Source organism: Streptomyces sp. NRRL S-646 (assembly GCF_000720765.1).
GTDB lineage: Bacteria > Actinomycetota > Actinomycetes > Streptomycetales > Streptomycetaceae > Streptomyces.
Window position 1 is genome coordinate 133,149 of sequence record NZ_JODC01000016.1, and the last position, 16,859, is coordinate 150,007.

At 68.5% G+C, this 16,859-nt stretch carries 20 protein-coding genes and 2 pseudogenes; 5 read left to right on the plus strand and 17 right to left on the minus strand.

Annotated features, from left to right (window positions below):
- Positions 1–26 precede the first annotated feature (26 nt).
- The 7 genes and pseudogenes from IH68_RS50545 to IH68_RS0137330 form a co-directional block, all read right to left on the minus strand.
- A pseudogene (locus tag IH68_RS50545) lies at positions 27–322 on the minus strand (hypothetical protein).
- 560 nt (positions 323–882) lie between these two features.
- On the minus strand, positions 883–1,395 hold the full coding sequence (locus IH68_RS0137315; RefSeq protein WP_030944479.1) for a DinB family protein: 513 nt from the start codon (positions 1,393–1,395) through the stop codon (positions 883–885).
- A gap of 106 nt (positions 1,396–1,501) precedes the next feature.
- Complete coding sequence (locus IH68_RS0137320) at positions 1,502–2,362, minus strand: hypothetical protein (protein ID WP_030944481.1); 861 nt, start codon at positions 2,360–2,362, stop codon at positions 1,502–1,504.
- Positions 2,363–2,508: 146 nt separating this feature from the next.
- Positions 2,509–3,108 (minus strand): transposase, encoded by a 600-nt coding sequence (locus IH68_RS52005; RefSeq protein ID WP_051833922.1) that lies wholly within the window; start codon positions 3,106–3,108, stop codon positions 2,509–2,511.
- A 3-nt stretch (positions 3,109–3,111) separates the two neighbouring features.
- Entirely contained in the window at positions 3,112–3,345 is a 234-nt protein-coding gene (locus tag IH68_RS52010; RefSeq protein WP_051833923.1) for a hypothetical protein, read from the minus strand.
- A gap of 84 nt (positions 3,346–3,429) precedes the next feature.
- Complete coding sequence (locus tag IH68_RS56655; protein ID WP_051833924.1) at positions 3,430–3,624, minus strand: transposase; 195 nt, start codon at positions 3,622–3,624, stop codon at positions 3,430–3,432.
- Between the two features lie 165 nt (positions 3,625–3,789).
- Complete coding sequence (locus IH68_RS0137330; protein WP_030944483.1) at positions 3,790–4,278, minus strand: MarR family winged helix-turn-helix transcriptional regulator; 489 nt, start codon at positions 4,276–4,278, stop codon at positions 3,790–3,792.
- A gap of 89 nt (positions 4,279–4,367) precedes the next feature.
- Between IH68_RS0137330 and IH68_RS0137335 the strand changes: the two genes are divergently transcribed.
- Positions 4,368–4,955: an NADPH-dependent FMN reductase gene (locus tag IH68_RS0137335; RefSeq protein ID WP_030944485.1), complete on the plus strand. Its 588-nt coding sequence runs from the start codon at positions 4,368–4,370 to the stop codon at positions 4,953–4,955.
- 72 nt (positions 4,956–5,027) lie between these two features.
- On the opposite strand, the gene IH68_RS0137340 is transcribed toward IH68_RS0137335, so the two are convergent.
- A complete protein-coding gene (locus tag IH68_RS0137340) occupies positions 5,028–6,140 on the minus strand; it encodes an alkene reductase (protein ID WP_030944487.1) in 1,113 nt (370 codons plus the stop codon).
- 528 nt (positions 6,141–6,668) lie between these two features.
- Positions 6,669–8,015 (minus strand): aldehyde dehydrogenase family protein, encoded by a 1,347-nt coding sequence (locus tag IH68_RS0137345; RefSeq protein ID WP_030944489.1) that lies wholly within the window; start codon positions 8,013–8,015, stop codon positions 6,669–6,671.
- Positions 8,016–8,188: 173 nt separating this feature from the next.
- On the opposite strand from IH68_RS0137345, the gene IH68_RS0137350 reads away from it, so the two are divergent.
- Positions 8,189–9,109, plus strand: coding sequence for a helix-turn-helix domain-containing protein (locus IH68_RS0137350; protein ID WP_030944491.1), 921 nt, complete (start codon positions 8,189–8,191; stop codon positions 9,107–9,109).
- 322 nt (positions 9,110–9,431) lie between these two features.
- Here IH68_RS0137350 and IH68_RS57360 read toward each other — a convergent pair whose 3' ends face one another.
- Together IH68_RS57360 and IH68_RS0137360 are read right to left on the minus strand one after the other, a co-directional pair.
- Positions 9,432–9,677, minus strand: coding sequence for a hypothetical protein (locus tag IH68_RS57360; protein ID WP_030944494.1), 246 nt, complete (start codon positions 9,675–9,677; stop codon positions 9,432–9,434).
- Positions 9,678–10,009: 332 nt separating this feature from the next.
- On the minus strand, positions 10,010–10,441 hold the full coding sequence (locus IH68_RS0137360) for a zinc-binding dehydrogenase (protein ID WP_234341735.1): 432 nt from the start codon (positions 10,439–10,441) through the stop codon (positions 10,010–10,012).
- Between the two features lie 217 nt (positions 10,442–10,658).
- Here IH68_RS0137360 and IH68_RS58550 point away from each other — a divergent pair, with 217 nt between their 5' ends.
- Positions 10,659–11,069 (plus strand): WYL domain-containing protein, encoded by a 411-nt coding sequence (locus IH68_RS58550; protein ID WP_420719027.1) that lies wholly within the window; start codon positions 10,659–10,661, stop codon positions 11,067–11,069.
- A gap of 55 nt (positions 11,070–11,124) precedes the next feature.
- On the opposite strand, the gene IH68_RS0137375 is transcribed toward IH68_RS58550, so the two are convergent.
- Both IH68_RS0137375 and IH68_RS0137380 read right to left on the minus strand, forming a co-directional pair.
- Positions 11,125–11,730: a dihydrofolate reductase family protein gene (locus IH68_RS0137375; RefSeq protein WP_030944505.1), complete on the minus strand. Its 606-nt coding sequence runs from the start codon at positions 11,728–11,730 to the stop codon at positions 11,125–11,127.
- Between the two features lie 130 nt (positions 11,731–11,860).
- On the minus strand, positions 11,861–12,751 hold the full coding sequence (locus IH68_RS0137380; RefSeq protein ID WP_030944508.1) for an ATP-binding protein: 891 nt from the start codon (positions 12,749–12,751) through the stop codon (positions 11,861–11,863).
- Positions 12,752–12,799: 48 nt separating this feature from the next.
- On the opposite strand from IH68_RS0137380, the gene IH68_RS59945 reads away from it, so the two are divergent.
- Positions 12,800–13,747: a helix-turn-helix domain-containing protein gene (locus IH68_RS59945; protein ID WP_078912780.1), complete on the plus strand. Its 948-nt coding sequence runs from the start codon at positions 12,800–12,802 to the stop codon at positions 13,745–13,747.
- Between the two features lie 35 nt (positions 13,748–13,782).
- On the opposite strand, the gene IH68_RS0137390 is transcribed toward IH68_RS59945, so the two are convergent.
- Positions 13,783–14,610, minus strand: coding sequence for a hypothetical protein (locus tag IH68_RS0137390; protein WP_159403787.1), 828 nt, complete (start codon positions 14,608–14,610; stop codon positions 13,783–13,785).
- A gap of 617 nt (positions 14,611–15,227) precedes the next feature.
- Between IH68_RS0137390 and IH68_RS57365 the strand changes: the two genes are divergently transcribed.
- Positions 15,228–15,449 carry a transposase gene (locus IH68_RS57365; RefSeq protein ID WP_420719028.1) on the plus strand — a complete coding sequence of 74 codons (222 nt, stop codon included), beginning with the start codon at positions 15,228–15,230 and terminating at the stop codon, positions 15,447–15,449.
- A gap of 38 nt (positions 15,450–15,487) precedes the next feature.
- Here IH68_RS57365 and IH68_RS0137400 read toward each other — a convergent pair whose 3' ends face one another.
- From IH68_RS0137400 to IH68_RS50570, 3 genes and pseudogenes are all read right to left on the minus strand, one after another.
- The gene (locus IH68_RS0137400) at positions 15,488–15,688 is read right to left on the minus strand and encodes a hypothetical protein (protein ID WP_030944518.1); all 201 of its coding nucleotides are present in this window, start codon (positions 15,686–15,688) and stop codon (positions 15,488–15,490) included.
- On the minus strand, positions 15,634–15,990 hold the full coding sequence (locus IH68_RS59950; protein WP_420719026.1) for an SUKH-3 domain-containing protein: 357 nt from the start codon (positions 15,988–15,990) through the stop codon (positions 15,634–15,636). Before IH68_RS59950 ends, IH68_RS0137400 begins: the two co-directional genes overlap by 55 nt.
- A pseudogene (locus tag IH68_RS50570) lies at positions 15,987–16,801 on the minus strand (transposase family protein). Before IH68_RS50570 ends, IH68_RS59950 begins: the two are co-directional and overlap by 4 nt.
- Positions 16,802–16,859 lie beyond the last annotated feature (58 nt).

The window sequence follows — 16,859 nt, forward strand, 5'->3', positions numbered from 1 at the left end:
GACGGTTGAGCGCTTGGAGAACAAGCTCAGGGCGTATCGCCGGAGTAGTGAAAGTGGCGCATCACGCCCGGGCCGGGCGTACGGGATTCTCCGGGGCGCGGGTCGTACAGGGCGCGGCCGCCTGGCCACAGCAACGGCTCGGCAGGGCGGCACCGTCGTCGTCGGCTTCCTCCGGCCGCCGGCCTGTGATGTCCAGCAGCAGTCGGCCCAGCGGCCCGCCTTCGAGGGCGGCGTACGTCTGCCACGGGCGCGGGCCGGGGTCGGGGGCCTCGTGGTCGAAGCCGTAGACCCAGCCGCACAGCAGCTGCTCATCGTCCTTCATCGCTCCAGCCTGTCAGTCGCCACCGACAACGCGGGCTTGCCCAGGAGCACCGTGGGCTTGTCCGCGCCGTCGGCGGAGGGGGCTTGCCCTGGTCAGGTTCGCCAGCGTCCGGGCCGGCCGCCGAACTACCACGCGGCCTGCGCGGCTTCCTCCCGCTGACGGAGGAGCTCCTGCCCCTGGCGCCCGCGTTCGTCGGCTTCAGCCTGCCGCTCTGCGCTGACAACGTTCGATCCAGATCTGGTTCTTGTTCGCTTCCAGGGCCGCTGCCGTTCCCAGTCGACACAGCGGCCAGACCGGCAGGTCCGGGGTACGGACCACGCTTCGGGTGATCTCCCAGCACGGGGTAGTAGCCCTTGCCGCGCAGGAATTCGGACAGACGGCCCTCGGAGTAGCCAGACTTGCTGACGTGGCTCGTCGAGAGTCAAGCCGCTGGCGAACAGGCGGCTGTGCACCTGCTCCAGCACGTGCGGGAGGGGTGGCGGCGACCTCCTCGTCGATCGATACCGACGACCAGTGGCTACGCGCCGTCATCGACAGGGCCAACGCTGCCTGGTCCGGCGCTACACGCCAGTAGCGCCATCGATGCGTTCCCGGACCAGGTCGGCGTGCCCGTTATGGCGGGCGTACTCCTCGATCATGTGCACGTAGATCCAGCGAAGGTTGACGTCCTGCTCCATGAAGCGACCCGTATCGGTCAGAGCGCGCTCGGCGCAGTTCTCACGGGCGCGGGCGATCTCCGCGTGCCAGGTGGTGAGGGCGTCGCTCAGGAGGGCGCCCTCAGCCACATCGAAACCACCGTCGGGGCCGTCCGGGTCAGCCTCAGGGTCGTAGATGGGCGGAGCCTGTTCTCCGGCGAGCACACGGCGGAACCAATTCCGCTCCACTTCCGCCATGTGCTGGACCAGGCCGGTCAACGTGAAGCCGGACGGCGGCACGGACGCCGCGGCGGCCTGCTCATCGTCCAGTCCTTCGCACTTCATGACCAGTGTGCTGCGGTGAAAGTCAAGCCAGCTTTCAAGCGTCGTGCGCTCGTCGGCGTTCAGGGGCGGCATAGGGCGATCGATGGCGCTCATCGGTTGATTATCGCCAGTGTCCGAAGCCGTCGACAGGCAGGGCCTCACTGCAGGGCGAACGTTGGCTGATGCGGCACTGACCGTCGGGGCCGCATACCGAGCCCGCTTACCTGACGTCGACGAAGTCGCCGGACGCTGTCGAGGCGGCGGTGGTGGCGGTGCCCGCGAAGGCATAGCGGTAGTACCCGTCGACCGTGGCAGTGGTAGTGGTCTTCAGGACGCCGGTGCTGTTGGTCCTGACTGTCTTGAGGGTGGTGTAGGCGCTGCTGCCCTTCTTGCGGAACTGCAGCTTCGCGGGCTGGGACGCGTAACCCTCGTACTTGCCCGTGGACCAGTTCGCGCGGGCGAGCTTGCCCGTGACCGTGATGGTCTTGCCCTTCTTGACCGGCTCGGGCGTGGCGTCAGCGGTCAGCGTGGAGGACTTCTTGATCGCGACGGTGGCGACGTCGTCGTTGTAACTGGCGTTCGCGTACAGGTCCCACCCGCCCAGGAACAGCTTCCAGGTCCCGGCGACGCCGTTGTCCTTCATGTCGGTGGCCGGGTGGATGTTGAAGACGGCCTTGCAGTTGTAGACGCCCTGGGTCGCCGACTCCGTGCAGCTGGGGTCGTCGTCCGTCCCCAGGCCACCGGTGATGCCGTCCGTGGTCGAGCTGTCGGTGCCCTGCCACAGGAAGGCCTCGGTGAGGGCGACGCCGTTCTGGTCGGTGGCGGTGTACGTGACGATGAGGGACTTCGTGCCGGTCGTGCCGAGGACGATGTCCTTGCCACCGTTGATGACCGCGTTCGAGAACTTGGTGTTGCCCAGCGAGTCGTTCGGACGAACGGTCCCAGAGGCGTGGGAGGCGAAGGATCTGAGCTTCGTCGACGCACCCGTGCGCTCCAACGCCTGGGCGGCAACCGGAAGAGCGACCGCGGACAGAACGACGGCACCGGAGACGACGGCGGCGGCCGCAACGCGTATACGCATGAATCCCCCACGTGAACTGAGAGGCCCGCCGAAGTCCCCCTCCGGTCGGGCCTGTTGATCTCCGCATCATATGAACTCAGTTCGGAGACAGTGAAGATCTTTCGTGCAATAAGTGCGTAATGAACTAGGAACTGTGGAGATTGTGATCAACCCGTGCACCCGGAGCGCCCGAGGTGGCCAGCGCGCCCGAACATCTGGCGTTCGAGCATCTTGATCCGGTTGACTGTTCCTTCGACCGGGCCGGAGTTCCAGTCGGTGGTCAGCCCGGCGGTCACCGCGTCGAAGTCGCTGTGTAGGCCGCTGACGAAGCTACTGATGCCGGCCAGCTTGGCGTTCGTGGCATCGGTGATCCATTCGGGCAGGCGGGTGCCGCTGAGTGTGGTGAGCATCTCGACGAACGAGCCGACCAGGTGTGCGGCGGTCTCCAGCTCGGGGCAGCGGTCGGGTTCGGCCTTGCGGTGCAGTTTCTCCTCCTCGGTGAGGGTGGCCGGGTGCCGGGTGAGCCAGCCGGTCACCTGCCGTACCCAGGGCGGTGGCGGAGCGGGCGTGAAGCCGTCCTGCCGCGGAAGGTCGCGCCGGGCCCAGTCGCGGACGGTGGAGTAGTGGCCGCGGAAGCCGCGGCCGGTGATCTCGCGGTAGAGGACGAGGATGGGTACCTTCCCATCGGTCTCGGACCAGCGTTGTGCCAGGTAGGGCTTGAACGGGTCGAGTTTGCTGGGGGGTTGGCGTTTGTGGCCTTTGACCATGCCCTACCAGCGAGCGGCGCGGGCGTATCGCTGGGCGGTGTGACGTCCCCAGCCCAGGTGACGGGCGATGTGGCGGTTGCCCATGCCGTGGGCGAGGAGCTCGTGGACGAGGGCGTGGTAGGCGCGGGCCCGCTCGGCGAACTTGCCGGTCGGATCCTCTGTTTCGTCGTCCTGGCCCGTGTCCCGCTCGGCGGGCGTCTCCCGCGCGGGTTCGGGTTGCGGGCCGGCTGGTGACAAGTCGTGCAGGCAGGAGCGGTGAGCGGCGACGGTCTTTTCGACCGCGGTGGTGAGGTTGTGCCAGAGGTGGAAGCGGTCGGCGACCTAGAGGGCCTGAGGCGCGGCGGCGTAGGCGCCGGCACGGTCGCGGCAGATGACTTCAATGCCGGGATGGGCCTTGAGCCACGGGCCGAGAGTGGCGGCGTCGCGTTCGGGCAACAGGTCGAGGACCTCATGGGTCTCGGCGGCGATCACGACGGCTCCGTAGACGTGACCGCGCAGTAGGGCGAAGTCATCCACGCCGACGGCACGCGGCTCGGGGCGATGGGGTCGGGTAGGTCCATCACGCGCCGCAGCAGTGTCGTGTGGCTGGGCAAGACGGGCGCCGGCCCGGCCCGCTAGGACCTGTCGGGCATTGCCCAGGGCCGTATCGGCGGCGTCTACGAGGGCGGTGTGGGACGTGGTCTAGGACGCGCCGTCGCTGGAAGCCTCGCTGCGGTGCGGCTCGAGGCGATCGACTGCTTCCTTGCTCCATGCCCGGATGACTGATGTCTGCTCGGGCGTCAGCGAGTCGAGGAAGTGGCGGCGGATGTTGTCGCCGTGCACGAGGATGGCACTCTGGGCGGCGCGGCGGCCCTCGACGGTCAACCCGATCCCCGCGCGGCGGCCATCGGCCCCGTACTGAGTGCGTTTGACGAAGCCGCGTTTTTCCATGCGAGTCAGCTGATGTGAGACGCGGCTCTTGTCCCAGTCGAGTGACTCGGAGAGCTCGCCGACACGCATCTCGCGGCTGGCGGCCTGCCACAGTGTCACCAGCACGCTGAACTCGGCCTTCGAGATGGCGCAGTCACGCTGCAGTCCCCGCTCCAGCTTCCTGGTGAGCAAACGCTGCGCGCGCATCCAGGTATCCCAGAACTCCCACTCCTCGGGTTCCAGCGATCGCGTCTCTATCATAGCGCCGAGGATACCGCGACCAGCAGAGTTGTCACCTCAACTCCCTCCGGTCTAGAGTTGATGCGTCAACTCTAGACCGGAGGAAGACCATGCCGCTCCGCATAGCACTCATCCTCGGAAGCACCCGCCCCGGACGCCGCGGCGACCAGATCGCCGCCTGGGCGCTGGAGGCCGCCCGTGCCCACGGCGGCGCCGACTACGAACTCATCGACCTCGCCGACCACAACCTCGGCAACCTCGACGAGCCCGGCAACCCGAACTTCCAGCAGTACCAGCACGACCACACCCGCACGTGGGGCGCACTCATCGACAGCTTCGACGGCTACGTATTCCTCGTCCCCGAGTACAACCACTCCTACCCCGGGGCCTTGAAGAACGCCCTGGACTACATCTACCGGGAGTGGAACGACAAGGCCGCCGGGATCATCAGCTACGGCGGTTGGGTCGCCGGGGCCCGGGCCGCGGAGGCGCTGCGGCTCGTCCTCGCCGAACTCCAGGTGGCCACGGTCCGCGCCCAGCCCACCATCTCGATCCGCCCCTCGTTCCACACCGGCAGCTTCGTCCCCCAGCAGGGCGTCGACACCGCCGTGGACGGCATGCTCGACCAGGTGATCGCCTGGTCCGGCGCCCTGCGCGGGCTGCGCCAGGCCAAGACGCAGACGGCCACGGCTGCATGAGGCCCAGTTCGTGGCCGATCACATGACCATGTGTGAGTGGGGCTGCCGCATGGACAGGCGTGACCGTGGGCGTCAAGCCGCTTCGAGGAAGGGGTAGTCGGTGTAGCCTTCCGCGCCCGGCCCGTAGAACAGTTCCGGCCGCGGCTCGTTCTCCGGGTGGCCACCCCGCCAGCGCTCGACCAGGTCAGGGTTGGCGATGAGGGCCCGGCCCACGACCACGGCGTCGGCGTGGTCGGCCTCGAGCTGCTGGAGCGCCTCCTCGCGGGTGGTCTGCCCCCCGAAGGGACCGCTGTTGACGATCAGCTTGCCGCCGAAGCGGCGCCGCAGCTCCTGTACCAGGTCGCCGCCCGGCTCGGCGTGCAGTACGGAGAGGTAGGCCAGGCCCAGCGGGCGCAGCTGGTCCACCAGGGTGCCGTAGGTGGCCAGGACGTCGTCCCGGTCGGTCTCGAAGACGTCCCCGAGGTCGACCTCCGGCGAGATCCGCAGCCCGACCCGCTCGGCACCGACGGCCTGGGCGACCGCCGTGACGACCTCGACGACGAAGCGGGCGCGGTTCTGCGGCGAGCCGCCGTATCCATCGGTGCGCTGGTTGGCCGCCGGGGAGAGGAACTCCTGGAGCAGGTAGCCGTTGGCGCCGTGGATTTCCACGCCGTCCGCTCCCGCCTCGATGGCCCGGCGGGCCGCGGCGACGAAGTCCTCGAGGGCTGCCCGGATCTCTGCGGTGGTCATCGCTTCCGGTACGGGGTAGGGCTGCTCGCCCTTCTCGGTGAACGTCTTGTTGTCGATGGCGATCGCGCTGGGGGCGAGGATGCGGCGTCCGCCGTTGATGTCGGGGTGGGTGCCGCGGCCGGCGTGCATGATCTGCAGGACGATGCGGCCGCCCTCGGCGTGCACCGCCTCGAACACGCGCTGCCAGCCGGCCGCCTGCTCGTCGGTGGCGATGCCCGGCTCACCGACATACCCCTGCGACGCGTGGTCGGGGTAGGTGCCCTCGGTGATGATCATTCCGACGCTCGCCCGCTGCCGGTAGTACTCGACCATCAGGCCCCCGGGGATGCCGGAGGAACCGGCCCGGACCCGGGTTATCGGTGCCATGACGATGCGATTGGCGAGCTCGATCTTCCCGAGGGAGATGGGGGAGAAAAGCGATGGAACTGGCGAAACTTCTGAAATGTTGACATTCATGGGTTTCTTTCTTTCTTTCTGCAATACGGAGGAAAACGGAATGAAGGTCTGCGACGCAGGGGGGGCCACGCTGTCCCGGCGGAGGCGCCGATACGGTCCTCGGGCAGGCGCGGGCCCGCTGACGGTGACGCGGTTGCAGGACTGCGATCGGGGTGTAGGTGATGTTGGCGGCGAACGCGGGGGCGAACGCGGTCAGAGCCGCATCCCGTCGGCGTCGGCGTCCACGCCGGTCAAGTGCAACTGCCCGCCGAAGTACGGGCGTTCGCTCCTTGCGCACGATCAGCAGTCAGCCAGGTGACCAAGTCTTGGGTGCCGCCGCCGGAGTCGGTGCGGATCGGTGTCTGCAGGCCGCGCCGCGACCGGCTCCCTTGACGCGCCCCCGCGAAGAGGGCCGATACACGGCTGCACCTGGAACGCGCTTCCGGCGGTGGCGGGAACGGCGATCTCAGCGATCCTCACTCCCATCGCCCCGAGGCACTTCCGCCGGCCGATCGCCCATCGGACAGCCTGCTTCACGAAAGCGCGAGGTTAGCTGAGCGGTACGTCCGCGACACCCTTGAGGTGGCTGAACGTCTCGAGGGAATACCGGCCGTGGTACCGGCCCATGCCGCTTTCTCCGACGCCACCGAAAGGCAGGCCGGGCATGAGCAGTTGCATCACCGGCTGGCCCCAGGCGACGCCGCCGGAGGACGTCTCATTCACGAGGCGCGACTTGGCGGCCTCGGACGTGGTGAAGGCGTAGAGCGCGAGGGGCTTGTCGCGTTCATTGATGAAGGCGATGGCGGCATCGAGGTCTTCGACTTCGACGACAGCGAGGATCGGACCGAAGATCTCCTCCTGCATGACCGGCGATGCGGGGTCGACATCGGTGAGCACCGTTGGTGCGATGAACAGGTCGTCACGGTCGTGCTGGCCTCCCACCGCCGCCCGGCCGGAGTCCAGCAGAGCGGTGAGCCGGTCGAAATGCCGCTCGTTGATGATCCGGCCGAAGCCGGCTGCGGTCTGCGGAGTGGAGCCGAACTGAGCTTCGACCGCCGCGCGCAGGGCGGGAACCAGCGCGGCGGCGGTGGCAGGATCAGCCAGAACATAGTCCGGGGCTATGCACTGCTGCCCCGCGTTGCCGAACTTGGCGCCGACCAGCCGCTTCGCGGTCTCGTCCACGTCAGCGTCGGGCGCCACGAAGACCGGCGACTTACCCCCGAGTTCCAGCGTGACCGGGGTGAGGTTCTTGGCTGCCGCGGCCATGACGACCCGGCCCACCGTGCCATTGCCCGTGTAGAAGATGTGGTCGAAACGCTGTGCCAGGAGGGCCGTCGTCTCCTCGGCACCCCCCTCGACCACGGTGAGCACGTCGGCGTCGAAGTATTCTCGCAGGAGGCGGGAAGCCACTGCCGATGTGTGCACCGAGATCTCGCTCGGCTTGGCCACCACGGTGTTTCCCGCGGCCAGTGCGCCGATGATGGGGTCGATGAGAAGGTGCAGCGGGAAATTCCACGGAGCGATCACCAGGACGACCCCGAGCGGGTCGTACGTGGTGTATGCCGTTGTCGTGGGACCGAAGTGGGCAGGAACCTCCACCGGGCGAGGCTGAAGCCAGCTCTCGAGACTCGCCAGCGTCTCGTCGATGTCGGCGACGGTGAAGTCGATCTCCTGCGTCTTCGCCTCGGCGGCGTTCTTCCTCAGATCCGCCCAGAGCGCTTCGAGCAGCTCCTGCTCGTTCTCGACCAGCAGTGCCCGCAGCCGCCGCAGCTGGTCGATGCGCCAGTCCAGTCCGCGGGTGACGCCGGTGTTGAACGTCGCACGAAGGCGGCCGACCACCTCCGCGGCCGTTTCGGTCCGGTGCGTCCTCGACTCGGTCCCCTGTGTTGTGGTCATGGGGTGTGCTCCGTTCTTGATGCAAGCCACGCCCCGGCTGCCTTCCAGCCGGGCACGGTCTCCAGCGTGCTGGACGATCCGGTATTCACCCAGGTCACGGCTTTGTGTACATCCGCTGTGCCTACCACTGGCTGGGGCAGGCTGGTGTGCGTCCGACCGGGGATACTCGAGGCATGGACGAATACCCCGAACCGGTGCACGAGCCCGCCGACGGCGCACTGGACCCGCGTGCCGAGCTCAGTGAGTTCTTGCGCACCCGTCGGGCACGGCTGAAGCCGGAGGACGTGGGCCTGCCGGACTTCGGGCGGCACCGGCGGGTGCCGGGGCTGCGCCGCGAGGAGCTGGCGCAGCTGGCCGGGGTGTCGGTGGGGTACTACACGCGCCTGGAGCAGGGCAACGGGCGGCACGTGTCGGCGGAGGTCCTCGACGCCATCGCCCGCGCGCTCAGGCTGAGCGACGCCGAGCACGCCCACCTCACACACCTGGCGAAGCCGAAACAGCAGAAGAAGAAGCCGGCCGGCCGCACCCAGCAGGTGCGGGGCCCCCTGCGGACGCTGCTGGACACCATGGAAGGCGGCCCGGCGATCCTCGTGGGGCGGCGCTCGGACATCCTCGCCTGGAACCGGATGGCCGCGGCGGTCTTCGGCGACTGGGCCGAGCTGCCCGAGCGCGAGCGGAACTGGGCGCGGCTGGTGTTCCTCAGGCCCGAGTACCGCGACCTGTTCGTGGACTGGGAGCACAAAGCGAACGACGTCGTCTCTCAGCTGCGCATGGACGCCGGCTCCCATCCCAACGACCCCCGGCTGTCCGCGCTGGTGGGTGAACTCTCCGTGAAGAGCGAGGAGTTCAGGCGGCTGTGGGCCGCCCACGACGTCAAGGACAAGTGCCACGGCATCCAGCGCCTGCACCACCCGCTCGTCGGCGAACTCGACCTCCGCCTCGAGTCGTTCCACCTGGCCGACGACCACGAACAGACACTGGCGACGTACCACGCCGAACCCGGTTCCCCGTCCGCGGAGGCACTACGAGTGCTGGCCAGTTGGGGCACCGACGCGACAAGGGCGGGAGCCGGGACGCCGGCACGCACGGCTTGATGGACTTCCCTTGATCATCGGTAGTTGGCTGCGCGCCACGCCCGGCGTCCTTTCGCACGCCAGACGCGTCCGGGGCGCGGGCGTGCTGCGGGTAGGCAGTGGAAGAACGGCGGCGCCGCTGCGCAGGGCGTCGTTTTCGAGGGTCAGCTGGCGGATGGCCTCCTCGTACAGGGCGAGGGTGCGGCGCAGGTCGGTGTTCTCCTTCCGTAGTCGGCTCAGGTTGGCTTCCGTACGTACGTCGGATCCGGAGGTTTCCCGCGCAATCGCAGGCCGGGCTGGGGCCGGGATGCGGGGCCGGAAGTGCGCGTCGAACAGGCCCCGCCTACCAGTTCGGCGTAGGCGCGGCCGGGACGCGGGCCGGCTCGTCGGTGTCATGGCCGTAGATCCGTCCGCGCAGGAGCTGCTCGTCGTCGCTGTCCACTGCCCTCATGGGCTCGATCTCCGACGCCATGTCCCCCAAGGAGAACTGGGCATGGGCGACCTGCGCGATCAGGTCCTTGGCCTGGGTGACGAGCTGTTCGTAACGCTGCCGGGTGACGTTTCCGATCCGGTCGGTCATGATGGTCACCGCCTTGTCCTGGGTCCGGCCCGGTCACCCACACGCGGCCGAGAAGAGCAGCCGGCCCCGGTCGCCATTCACGGTGGCGCGGGCGCGACACGCAGAGGCAGAGCGTGAGAACGCGACGCCGGGAAGCTGCGCCGCAGAGCCTGCTCCCGTACCTGGTCGGCGTCCCGTTCTGGGTTGGCCACGGCCCGGAACAGTTCCAGGCCGGGCAGCGGCGATGGTGCTCATGGTGGTTCCGTTCTGTCTGGTGCGGGGTGCGCGTGGGATAGCGCCTGCCTGACGCAGGCCGGGGGGCCGGCGGCATGGCTGCCGCAAGGCAAAAGCAGCGGAAGAGGTCAGGCGGTGACGGAAAGGACGATCTTGCCGGTGGTGCGGCCGGTCTCGCCCCGTGTGTGAGCCCGGGCGACTTCTTCGAGGGGGAAGACCTCGTCGGCGATCACGCGCAGGCGTCCGTCCTCGACCAGGGAGGTGATCTCGCGCAGCCCCGCATGGTCGGGCTCGACGAGCATGAACACCGCCCGCACTCCAGCCGCTTCGGCCTCCTTGGCGGGGAAGGTGTCGTCCGGCGGCAGGATGGAGATCAGCGTGCCGCCCGGCCGTAGCGTTCGCAGCGACCTGACCCAGTCACGGCGACGGGGCGGCCCGACGTCACGTCGTCGAGGGCCGCGGTCAGGTGGAGGCGGTCGGTAGGGGCGTGCGCTGCTGGTGCGGCAACGGTGCGATGCTTTTGGGTCCGCGGGTGCCAGTGACGCCGAAAACGCGGCCAGGTCATCCTCTACAGTCCCGGTGTGTCGAGTACCCCGGTGCGGCTGTTGCGGTTGCTGTCCTTGCTGTCCCAACGGCCGTCATGGACGAACCGTGAGCTCGCCGAGCGCATGGAGGTCAAATGAGCGCACCGTGCGGCGGGACGCGGCCCGGCTGCGGGACCTCGGCTACGGGGTCGAGTCCGATCCGGGTTGACCTGCCCCACGGTTTGGGTTCCAGCTGCGGTGGCTAACCTTCCGGGCAGACCGCGTGGTCGAAGCGCGGCCCACCGGGCAGCCGGTCCTGATCGAGAATCCACCGGATGCCGCTCGCATGGTGGCCGACATGCTGACCAGCGACTACCCGCTCTACGCGACCGTGGTGCTGCCGGTGCCGCTGGAGGCGGCACAGCGGCTCGTCCCGCCCGGGTCGGGCGTCCACGAGAGCGTCGGGCCGGAGGCCACCCGTGTCACCCTCGGCGGCAACGACCTGGACGAACTCGCCACCCGTCTGCTCTCACTGGCTGTGCCGCTCGCCGTGGTGGCGCCCGACGAACTGCGCGACGTGCTACGCACACGCCTCCGCGCTCAGTTCGATGCCCTCGCCTGGGAGGACTTGGCGCGTCGACAAGGCGGCGAGCACGCGGAGTAGCACGGGGAAGCTGCCGCCCGTCAGCTCACTTCGGCCCGGTTGCAGACGACCACCGCTAGTAGCTGTCGTAGCTGGGCTTACCGTTCGGCCGGTAGACGCCGACGATGGTGCCGCTCTTCGTCGTCGAGACGCTGACCGGCTCCAGCGCGGTGGGGATCGCTCCGTCGGCGAACAGCCGCTTGCCGGTGCCGATGATTACCGGATGGATGGTCAGCCGGTACTCGTCGACAAGCTCGTGCTGCATGAGGGTCTGGGCGAGGTCGCCGCTGCCGACGACGTTTATGTCGCCGCCGTCGGACGCTTTGAGCTCGCGTACGGCATTGGCGATGTCGCCCTCCAGCAGGGTGGAGTTCTGCCACTCGACGGACGTCAGGGTCCTCGACGCCACGTACTTGTGCATGCTGTTCATCCGCTCAGTAAACGGGTTGTCGGGATCGGCGGTCGGCCAGTACGACGCGAAGATCTCGTACGTCTTACGGCCGAGCAGCATCGCGTCGGAGGGCTCGTACCAGCCGGCGATGGCCGCACCGACCTCGTCGTCGCTCACCGGCTTCTGCCAGCCGCCGTGCTCGAAGCCGCTCTCAGCGTCCTCGTCCGGACCCCCCGGCGCCTGCATGACGCCGTCCAGCGTCAGGAACGTACAAACAATGATCTTGCGCATGGTGCGCTCCCTTCGTCGACGGGTAGACCGCACCACCGCCGGAAACTCATCGGCGGAACTTCTGCGGAGCAGCACTTGTGCTGCTCCGCAGAAGTTCGTGGAGGAAGGCGAGCCTGGATGCGTGGGGTTGTCAGGTGAATGAGAAGTGGGCTGCGGCCTCGGCGGGCGTGGCCCCTTGAAGGCGTCCAGGGACGTCGTGGACGGCGTTTGCGCCCTCGGTGCGCAGTTGGTCAGCCCCGGCGTGGCGGGCCATGACCGCGGCGTAGCCGCGGATGTCTGCGGCAGTGATGTCAGTACGGCCTCGCTCTGCGTGCTGTTGGAGGAGAAGGCCGAGGTCCGGGGTGAATCGCAGCATGGTCACCGGGGCGTTGAAGCGCCTGGCAATGGCGATGAGTCGGGTGCGCGCCTGTGGGGTGACATTCGTGGACTCCGCGACTGCGGTTTGTCCGGCGGCGAGCCGGGCGACGATCCTGCGGTCGCGTTCCTCGAAGATTCGAGCGTCCGCCGCGTCGGGGTCAGCGTCGGTGGGTGAGGTGCCGAGGAGTTCCGTGCGGATCTCGTCGCTGGAGACCACGGCGTCCTCGTCGATCTGGCCGTGCGCGATCAGTGCCCGCACGAAGCTGGTCTTGCCGGAAGCCGGTGGGCCGACGAGGAGCACGAGCCCCGCTGGGACGCGGGTCGGCCCGGAGCCGCCCAGCGGGTGAGGTTCGAGGTAGAGGTCGCCCGCGCAGTCCAGGGCCTCTTCCGCCGAGCCGGCCGGCAGGCCGCTGGGGAGGATGCTGTCCCGGTAGCTGTCGTTGCCGGCCTCGTAGAGGGCGAAGCCCCAGGTGTGCAGGACGCCGGTGAAGCGCAGGCGGCACAGCGGAAGCCGCTCGCCGTCCTTCAACTCGCCGTCTACGTAGGCGAATCCAGCTCGAAATCGGACGTGGACCCCTCTGAGTTGCGGCCAGTGCTCGGTGGTGTGGGTGTTGAGCCGCTGGCGCAAGTGGTGCTGCATGGACTCGGGCGGGTTCTTCGGCACGGACCCATCCTGCCGCCCCTGATCGGTCCCCGGCCGTGATCATTGCTCATGACCGAGGGCTCTGGGCGATGTGCGGCAGTGCCGGTGGTGCTGGACGAGGAGACGCGCGGTGCACTGCTGCGGATCGCCTCATCGGCGAAGGCACAGGTGAGGCAGGTCCTGCGGGCCCAGATCGTGCTGGCCGCAGCGGGCGGGGCGGGAAACGCGGCGATCGCGCGCCGTCTGGCGGTGGGCGTGAACACGGTCCGCAAGTGGCGCGGACGGTTCGCCGAACGCGGGCTGGAAGGCCCGAAGGACGCCGCCCGCTCAGGCCGGCCGCGCCGCTACGACGACTTGGTGCGCGTGGCGGTGGTCGCCGCGGCCACCGGCATCCCGCCCGGACCCGCCGCCACCTGGACCCAGACAACCATCGCCGCCCAGGTCGCTGGTACCGTCTCCCCCGCGATATCGGCCTCCCAGGTCGGCCGGATCATGGCCGGCCTGGCCCTGAAACCGCACAAGGTCCGCGGCTGGCTCACCCGGCGCGACACCCCCGACTTTTGGGACCGCGTCCGGGACATCAGCACTAGAGCGTTACGGGTCGCGAGCGTGGAGTACAGGGCCAAGCACGCCGAGGTCGCCACCCGCAACATCGCGCGGGCGGGTCTCGACGGGATCGTCCAGATGCGGGTGGGCCCGGCCCTGGAGTCGCTGCCCGAGCTGGCCGACGAGGACCCGGCCCCGTTCGACCTGGTCTTCATCGACGCCGACACGGGCAACGACACGCACTACGTGGAGTGGGCGCTCAGACTCACCCGCGCGGGCAGCCTGATCGTGGTGGACATCGTCGTACAGCAGGGCCGGGTGGCCGACGCGGACAGCACCTCGCCGGACGTGCTGGGCAGCCGCGCGGCGATCGAACTGATCGGCAGCCACCCGAGGTTGGCCGGCACCGCGCTCCAGACGGTGGGCAGCAAGGGGCACGACGGCTTCGCGCTGGCGCGCGTGCTGGGGTAGCCCCTTCCCGCGGCCCCTTCCCGGTCGTCAGCTCTTCAGCTCTTCGGGGTGAGTTGGAATTCGGGGAGGGACGGTGTGGACAGGCCGAAGCCGGAGGACGGGTAGCCGGACGGAGCGGGGGACGCCGTGGGGACGCCGTTGTCGTCGCAGAGTTGGGGCCCGGAGGGCGCGAACACGTGGTAGTCGACCACGCGCTTGGTGGGGAAGGTGACGGTGTCGCCGAGGATCGAGTTACCCGTGTCGATCTTGGTCGGCAGTTCGCGGGACTTGAGCGCAGCGCCGACGTAGATCGCCTCCAGGAAGCCGTCGCAGGGGCTGGCCTTGGTCGAGGCGAAGCCCTTCGGCGGCTTCACGTCGTGGACCGCACGGCCGTCGATGTGCAGTTCGCTGCGCTTCAGGGACTTCATGGCGAAGTCGTAGTTCACCTCCCTCGCAAGGGGGTCGGCGGCCGAAGTGGCGGAGGACGGCCGGTAGTTGATCCGCCAGTACTCGACCTGGACGGAGACCTTGGCACACAGGGGCCCGTCGAAACCGGGCGTGGACTTGCCGAAACGGACCTCTCCCGGGCCCAGGGCGGGCTGGCCGATCTGTCCCCAGTGAACCCAGTCCACCGCCTTCGCCGTGCTCCACTTCGCGTTCGGGTGGCAGCCGTCCGCGTTCGTGGGATACACGTCCGACGGTGAGACCACCGGGGTGGGCGAGGCGGTCGAGGGGGTCCCGACCGGGTCCGCCGCCGTCACGGTCGTGCTCGGGGACTGGCCCGACCCAGAATCGTCGCCACCCCCGCCCGAGCAGCCGGCAAGCGACAGCACGGCCGCAACGAGCCCCACCCCGAGCCGAACCCGTCTGTGCGCAGTGGTCATTCCGCTTCCCCCCGTCCGTTCGGTGGATCACCGATGCTCCCAGGGGAGGTTGCCCTTCGGCCATGTCGGAAAACACACGTTCGGGGGAAGTGTCGGGGTCTCAGAACTCGTGGGGGCGGACGCCTGGCTTTGTGCGCGAGAGCGGGCTCTGGTCCACTTCGTGTGGTGGTGTACGCAGCGTGACGTTTGAACCTCTGGGCGATGCGGTCGAGGTCGCCCGAAAATCGCCCAGCCGACATGCGGCGGGGTCGACACCACGCCGGAGGGTTGTTCACCGGGCAGTGGCAAATCCGCGCGACCAAGCTCGACGCCTACAAGCCCTACCTAGCCCAGCGCTGGCAGAAAGGCTGCACCAACGCCTGGAAGCTGTGGGAGGAGATCAGAGAGCTGGGCCTACCCGGACGGCCACGGAAACGTCCGGAACTGCGTGAGCAGGTCTCTGCGCCGCAAGCCCCAGCCGGTCGGGCCCCGGCCGCCCTCGGTCCGCGCCGTGACCTGCTGGATCCTGCCCCCACTTGGACGCGCTGGTCGAGAGCGACCGGATCCAGCTCAAGGCTGTGCTGGTCAACTGCCCCGAGCTGGATGTCCTCGCCAAGCACGTCCGGGCCTTCGCCCACATGGTCACCGACCTTCGAGGCGACCAACTGCCAGAGTGGATCGAATCAGCCAGAGCCTCTGCCGACTTGCCCAGTCTCAGCCGGTTCGCTCACCACCTCGAACGCGACCTTGACGCCGTCGTCGCAGAGCTCTCCCACCCGTGGAACTCCGGCGTCGTGGAAGGTCATGTCAACCGGATCAAGATGCTCGAGCGCCAGATGTTCGGCCGCGCAGGATTGTAGCTCCTCCCCAAGCGCGTCCTGCTCGCCAAGTGACGTTGTCAGCGGGCCTGATCCGACTGCCTGTGTTCGTCATCGATCCTGCGGGACATCACCTCGAGGATCAGATTCTCAAGGGCGTGCGGCATTGGCCCGAAGCTGGCCACCCAGGTTTCGACAAGGCAGATCTCACTGCCCTCATCGATGCCTATAAAGAAACGGCCGCCATCCAGCTCGCCGAGCGGGAAGAGACGTCTCCCCAAGCCAACTCCGGGTTCAGCTCGAACGGTTCCCGAGCTCGGTTGATCCCCGGGCCACCGATGCTCACGGTCAGCCCTCCGAACTCCTGGAGAAACGCCTCCGCAGCGTCGTGCATGACGATGCCGACCGAGAGCCTCTTCTGGTTCACAACTGCGGCGGAGCCTACAGATGGGCTCCGCCGAACGCCTCCACCGACGTACTTGCCCCAGGCCAAGCCTGGCACCCCAGCCAGGGCATACCGGTAATCGGGCGGCTTCCGGACACCGCCGTGGGAGGTCAATGACGTTTTCTCAGCGGTTTTCATTTCCAGACGCCGTTGAGAACGATGGCGGCTCGGGCGATGTCGCCGATCCACCTGGGGCTGAGCGTGACGTGTTGCAGGGTTCGCCACCGCTGCTTGAGTTCGGCTGCGGCGCGTTCCCCGAGGGCGCGGACGCCTCTAATCAGGCTGTTGGTGGCGCGCGTGTCCGCGTGCAGGGTCTGTTCGGAGCGGCCCTTCGGGCGCCGGACCGGGACAACGATGCCGATCCCCGCGCCGATGTAGCCCTTGTCGGCGAGGGTGGGCAGGCCATCGGCGGCGGCCTTGCACAGCGCGGGCAATGCGTGGATGCGTGCGGCGGTGATGTCGGGGGTGGAGCCGGGCTCGGGCTCGGCGTCGTAGACCCACAGCGGGGTGCCGTCCGGGGCGGACAAGAACTGCACGTTGCCGCCGAAGGCCTTGTGTTTCAGGCTGAACCACAGGTCGTTGCCGTTGTCGCGGACTCCCGCGACGCGGTCGCACTCGATCAGCGTGCCGTCGCGGATCACGTGGGTCATGCCCTCGCGTCGGCAGCGGTCCAGGACCTGGTGGAGGTCGGAGGCCTGGGCGGCGAGGACATCGATGCCTTCGTGCAGGTAGCGGTAGCCGGTGGCCTGGGAGACGCCGGCGTCGCAGGCCAGGCAGTGGACGCATCCGCGCTCGCGGAACCAGCGCAGCACCAGCACGGCTTGACGGAATGGCCGAGCGCGCGGCTGCCGCGCGGAGTGCCAATTCACCGCCGGTGCGCGGCCAGCAGACGGGGCAGGTACTCCACGACATGGCGCGGGACGTCGAGCGTGGCGACATAGGTGACCAACGTGAAGCCTCTGGTGGTTACGGACATGATCTTGTGGTGAGACCTGTCCTACCAGGGG

Bases quoted from the DNA above. Each gene is read 5' to 3' on its own strand.
- IH68_RS59950 (WP_420719026.1), bottom strand. From the start codon at position 15,990: ATGAAAACCGCTGAGAAAACGTCATTGACCTCCCACGGCGGTGTCCGG.
- IH68_RS0137320 (WP_030944481.1), bottom strand. From the start codon at position 2,362: ATGCGTATACGCGTTGCGGCCGCCGCCGTCGTCTCCGGTGCCGTCGTT.
- IH68_RS0137390 (WP_159403787.1), bottom strand. From the start codon at position 14,610: ATGACCACTGCGCACAGACGGGTTCGGCTCGGGGTGGGGCTCGTTGCG.
- IH68_RS0137350 (WP_030944491.1), top strand. From the start codon at position 8,189: ATGGACGAATACCCCGAACCGGTGCACGAGCCCGCCGACGGCGCACTG.
- IH68_RS57365 (WP_420719028.1), top strand. From the start codon at position 15,228: ATGGTCACCGACCTTCGAGGCGACCAACTGCCAGAGTGGATCGAATCA.
- IH68_RS0137345 (WP_030944489.1), bottom strand. From the start codon at position 8,015: ATGACCACAACACAGGGGACCGAGTCGAGGACGCACCGGACCGAAACG.
- IH68_RS52005 (WP_051833922.1), bottom strand. From the start codon at position 3,108: ATGGTCAAAGGCCACAAACGCCAACCCCCCAGCAAACTCGACCCGTTC.
- IH68_RS0137340 (WP_030944487.1), bottom strand. From the start codon at position 6,140: ATGAATGTCAACATTTCAGAAGTTTCGCCAGTTCCATCGCTTTTCTCC.
- IH68_RS0137375 (WP_030944505.1), bottom strand. From the start codon at position 11,730: ATGCGCAAGATCATTGTTTGTACGTTCCTGACGCTGGACGGCGTCATG.
- IH68_RS0137330 (WP_030944483.1), bottom strand. From the start codon at position 4,278: ATGATAGAGACGCGATCGCTGGAACCCGAGGAGTGGGAGTTCTGGGAT.
- IH68_RS59945 (WP_078912780.1), top strand. From the start codon at position 12,800: ATGACCGAGGGCTCTGGGCGATGTGCGGCAGTGCCGGTGGTGCTGGAC.
- IH68_RS0137315 (WP_030944479.1), bottom strand. From the start codon at position 1,395: ATGAGCGCCATCGATCGCCCTATGCCGCCCCTGAACGCCGACGAGCGC.
- IH68_RS0137335 (WP_030944485.1), top strand. From the start codon at position 4,368: ATGCCGCTCCGCATAGCACTCATCCTCGGAAGCACCCGCCCCGGACGC.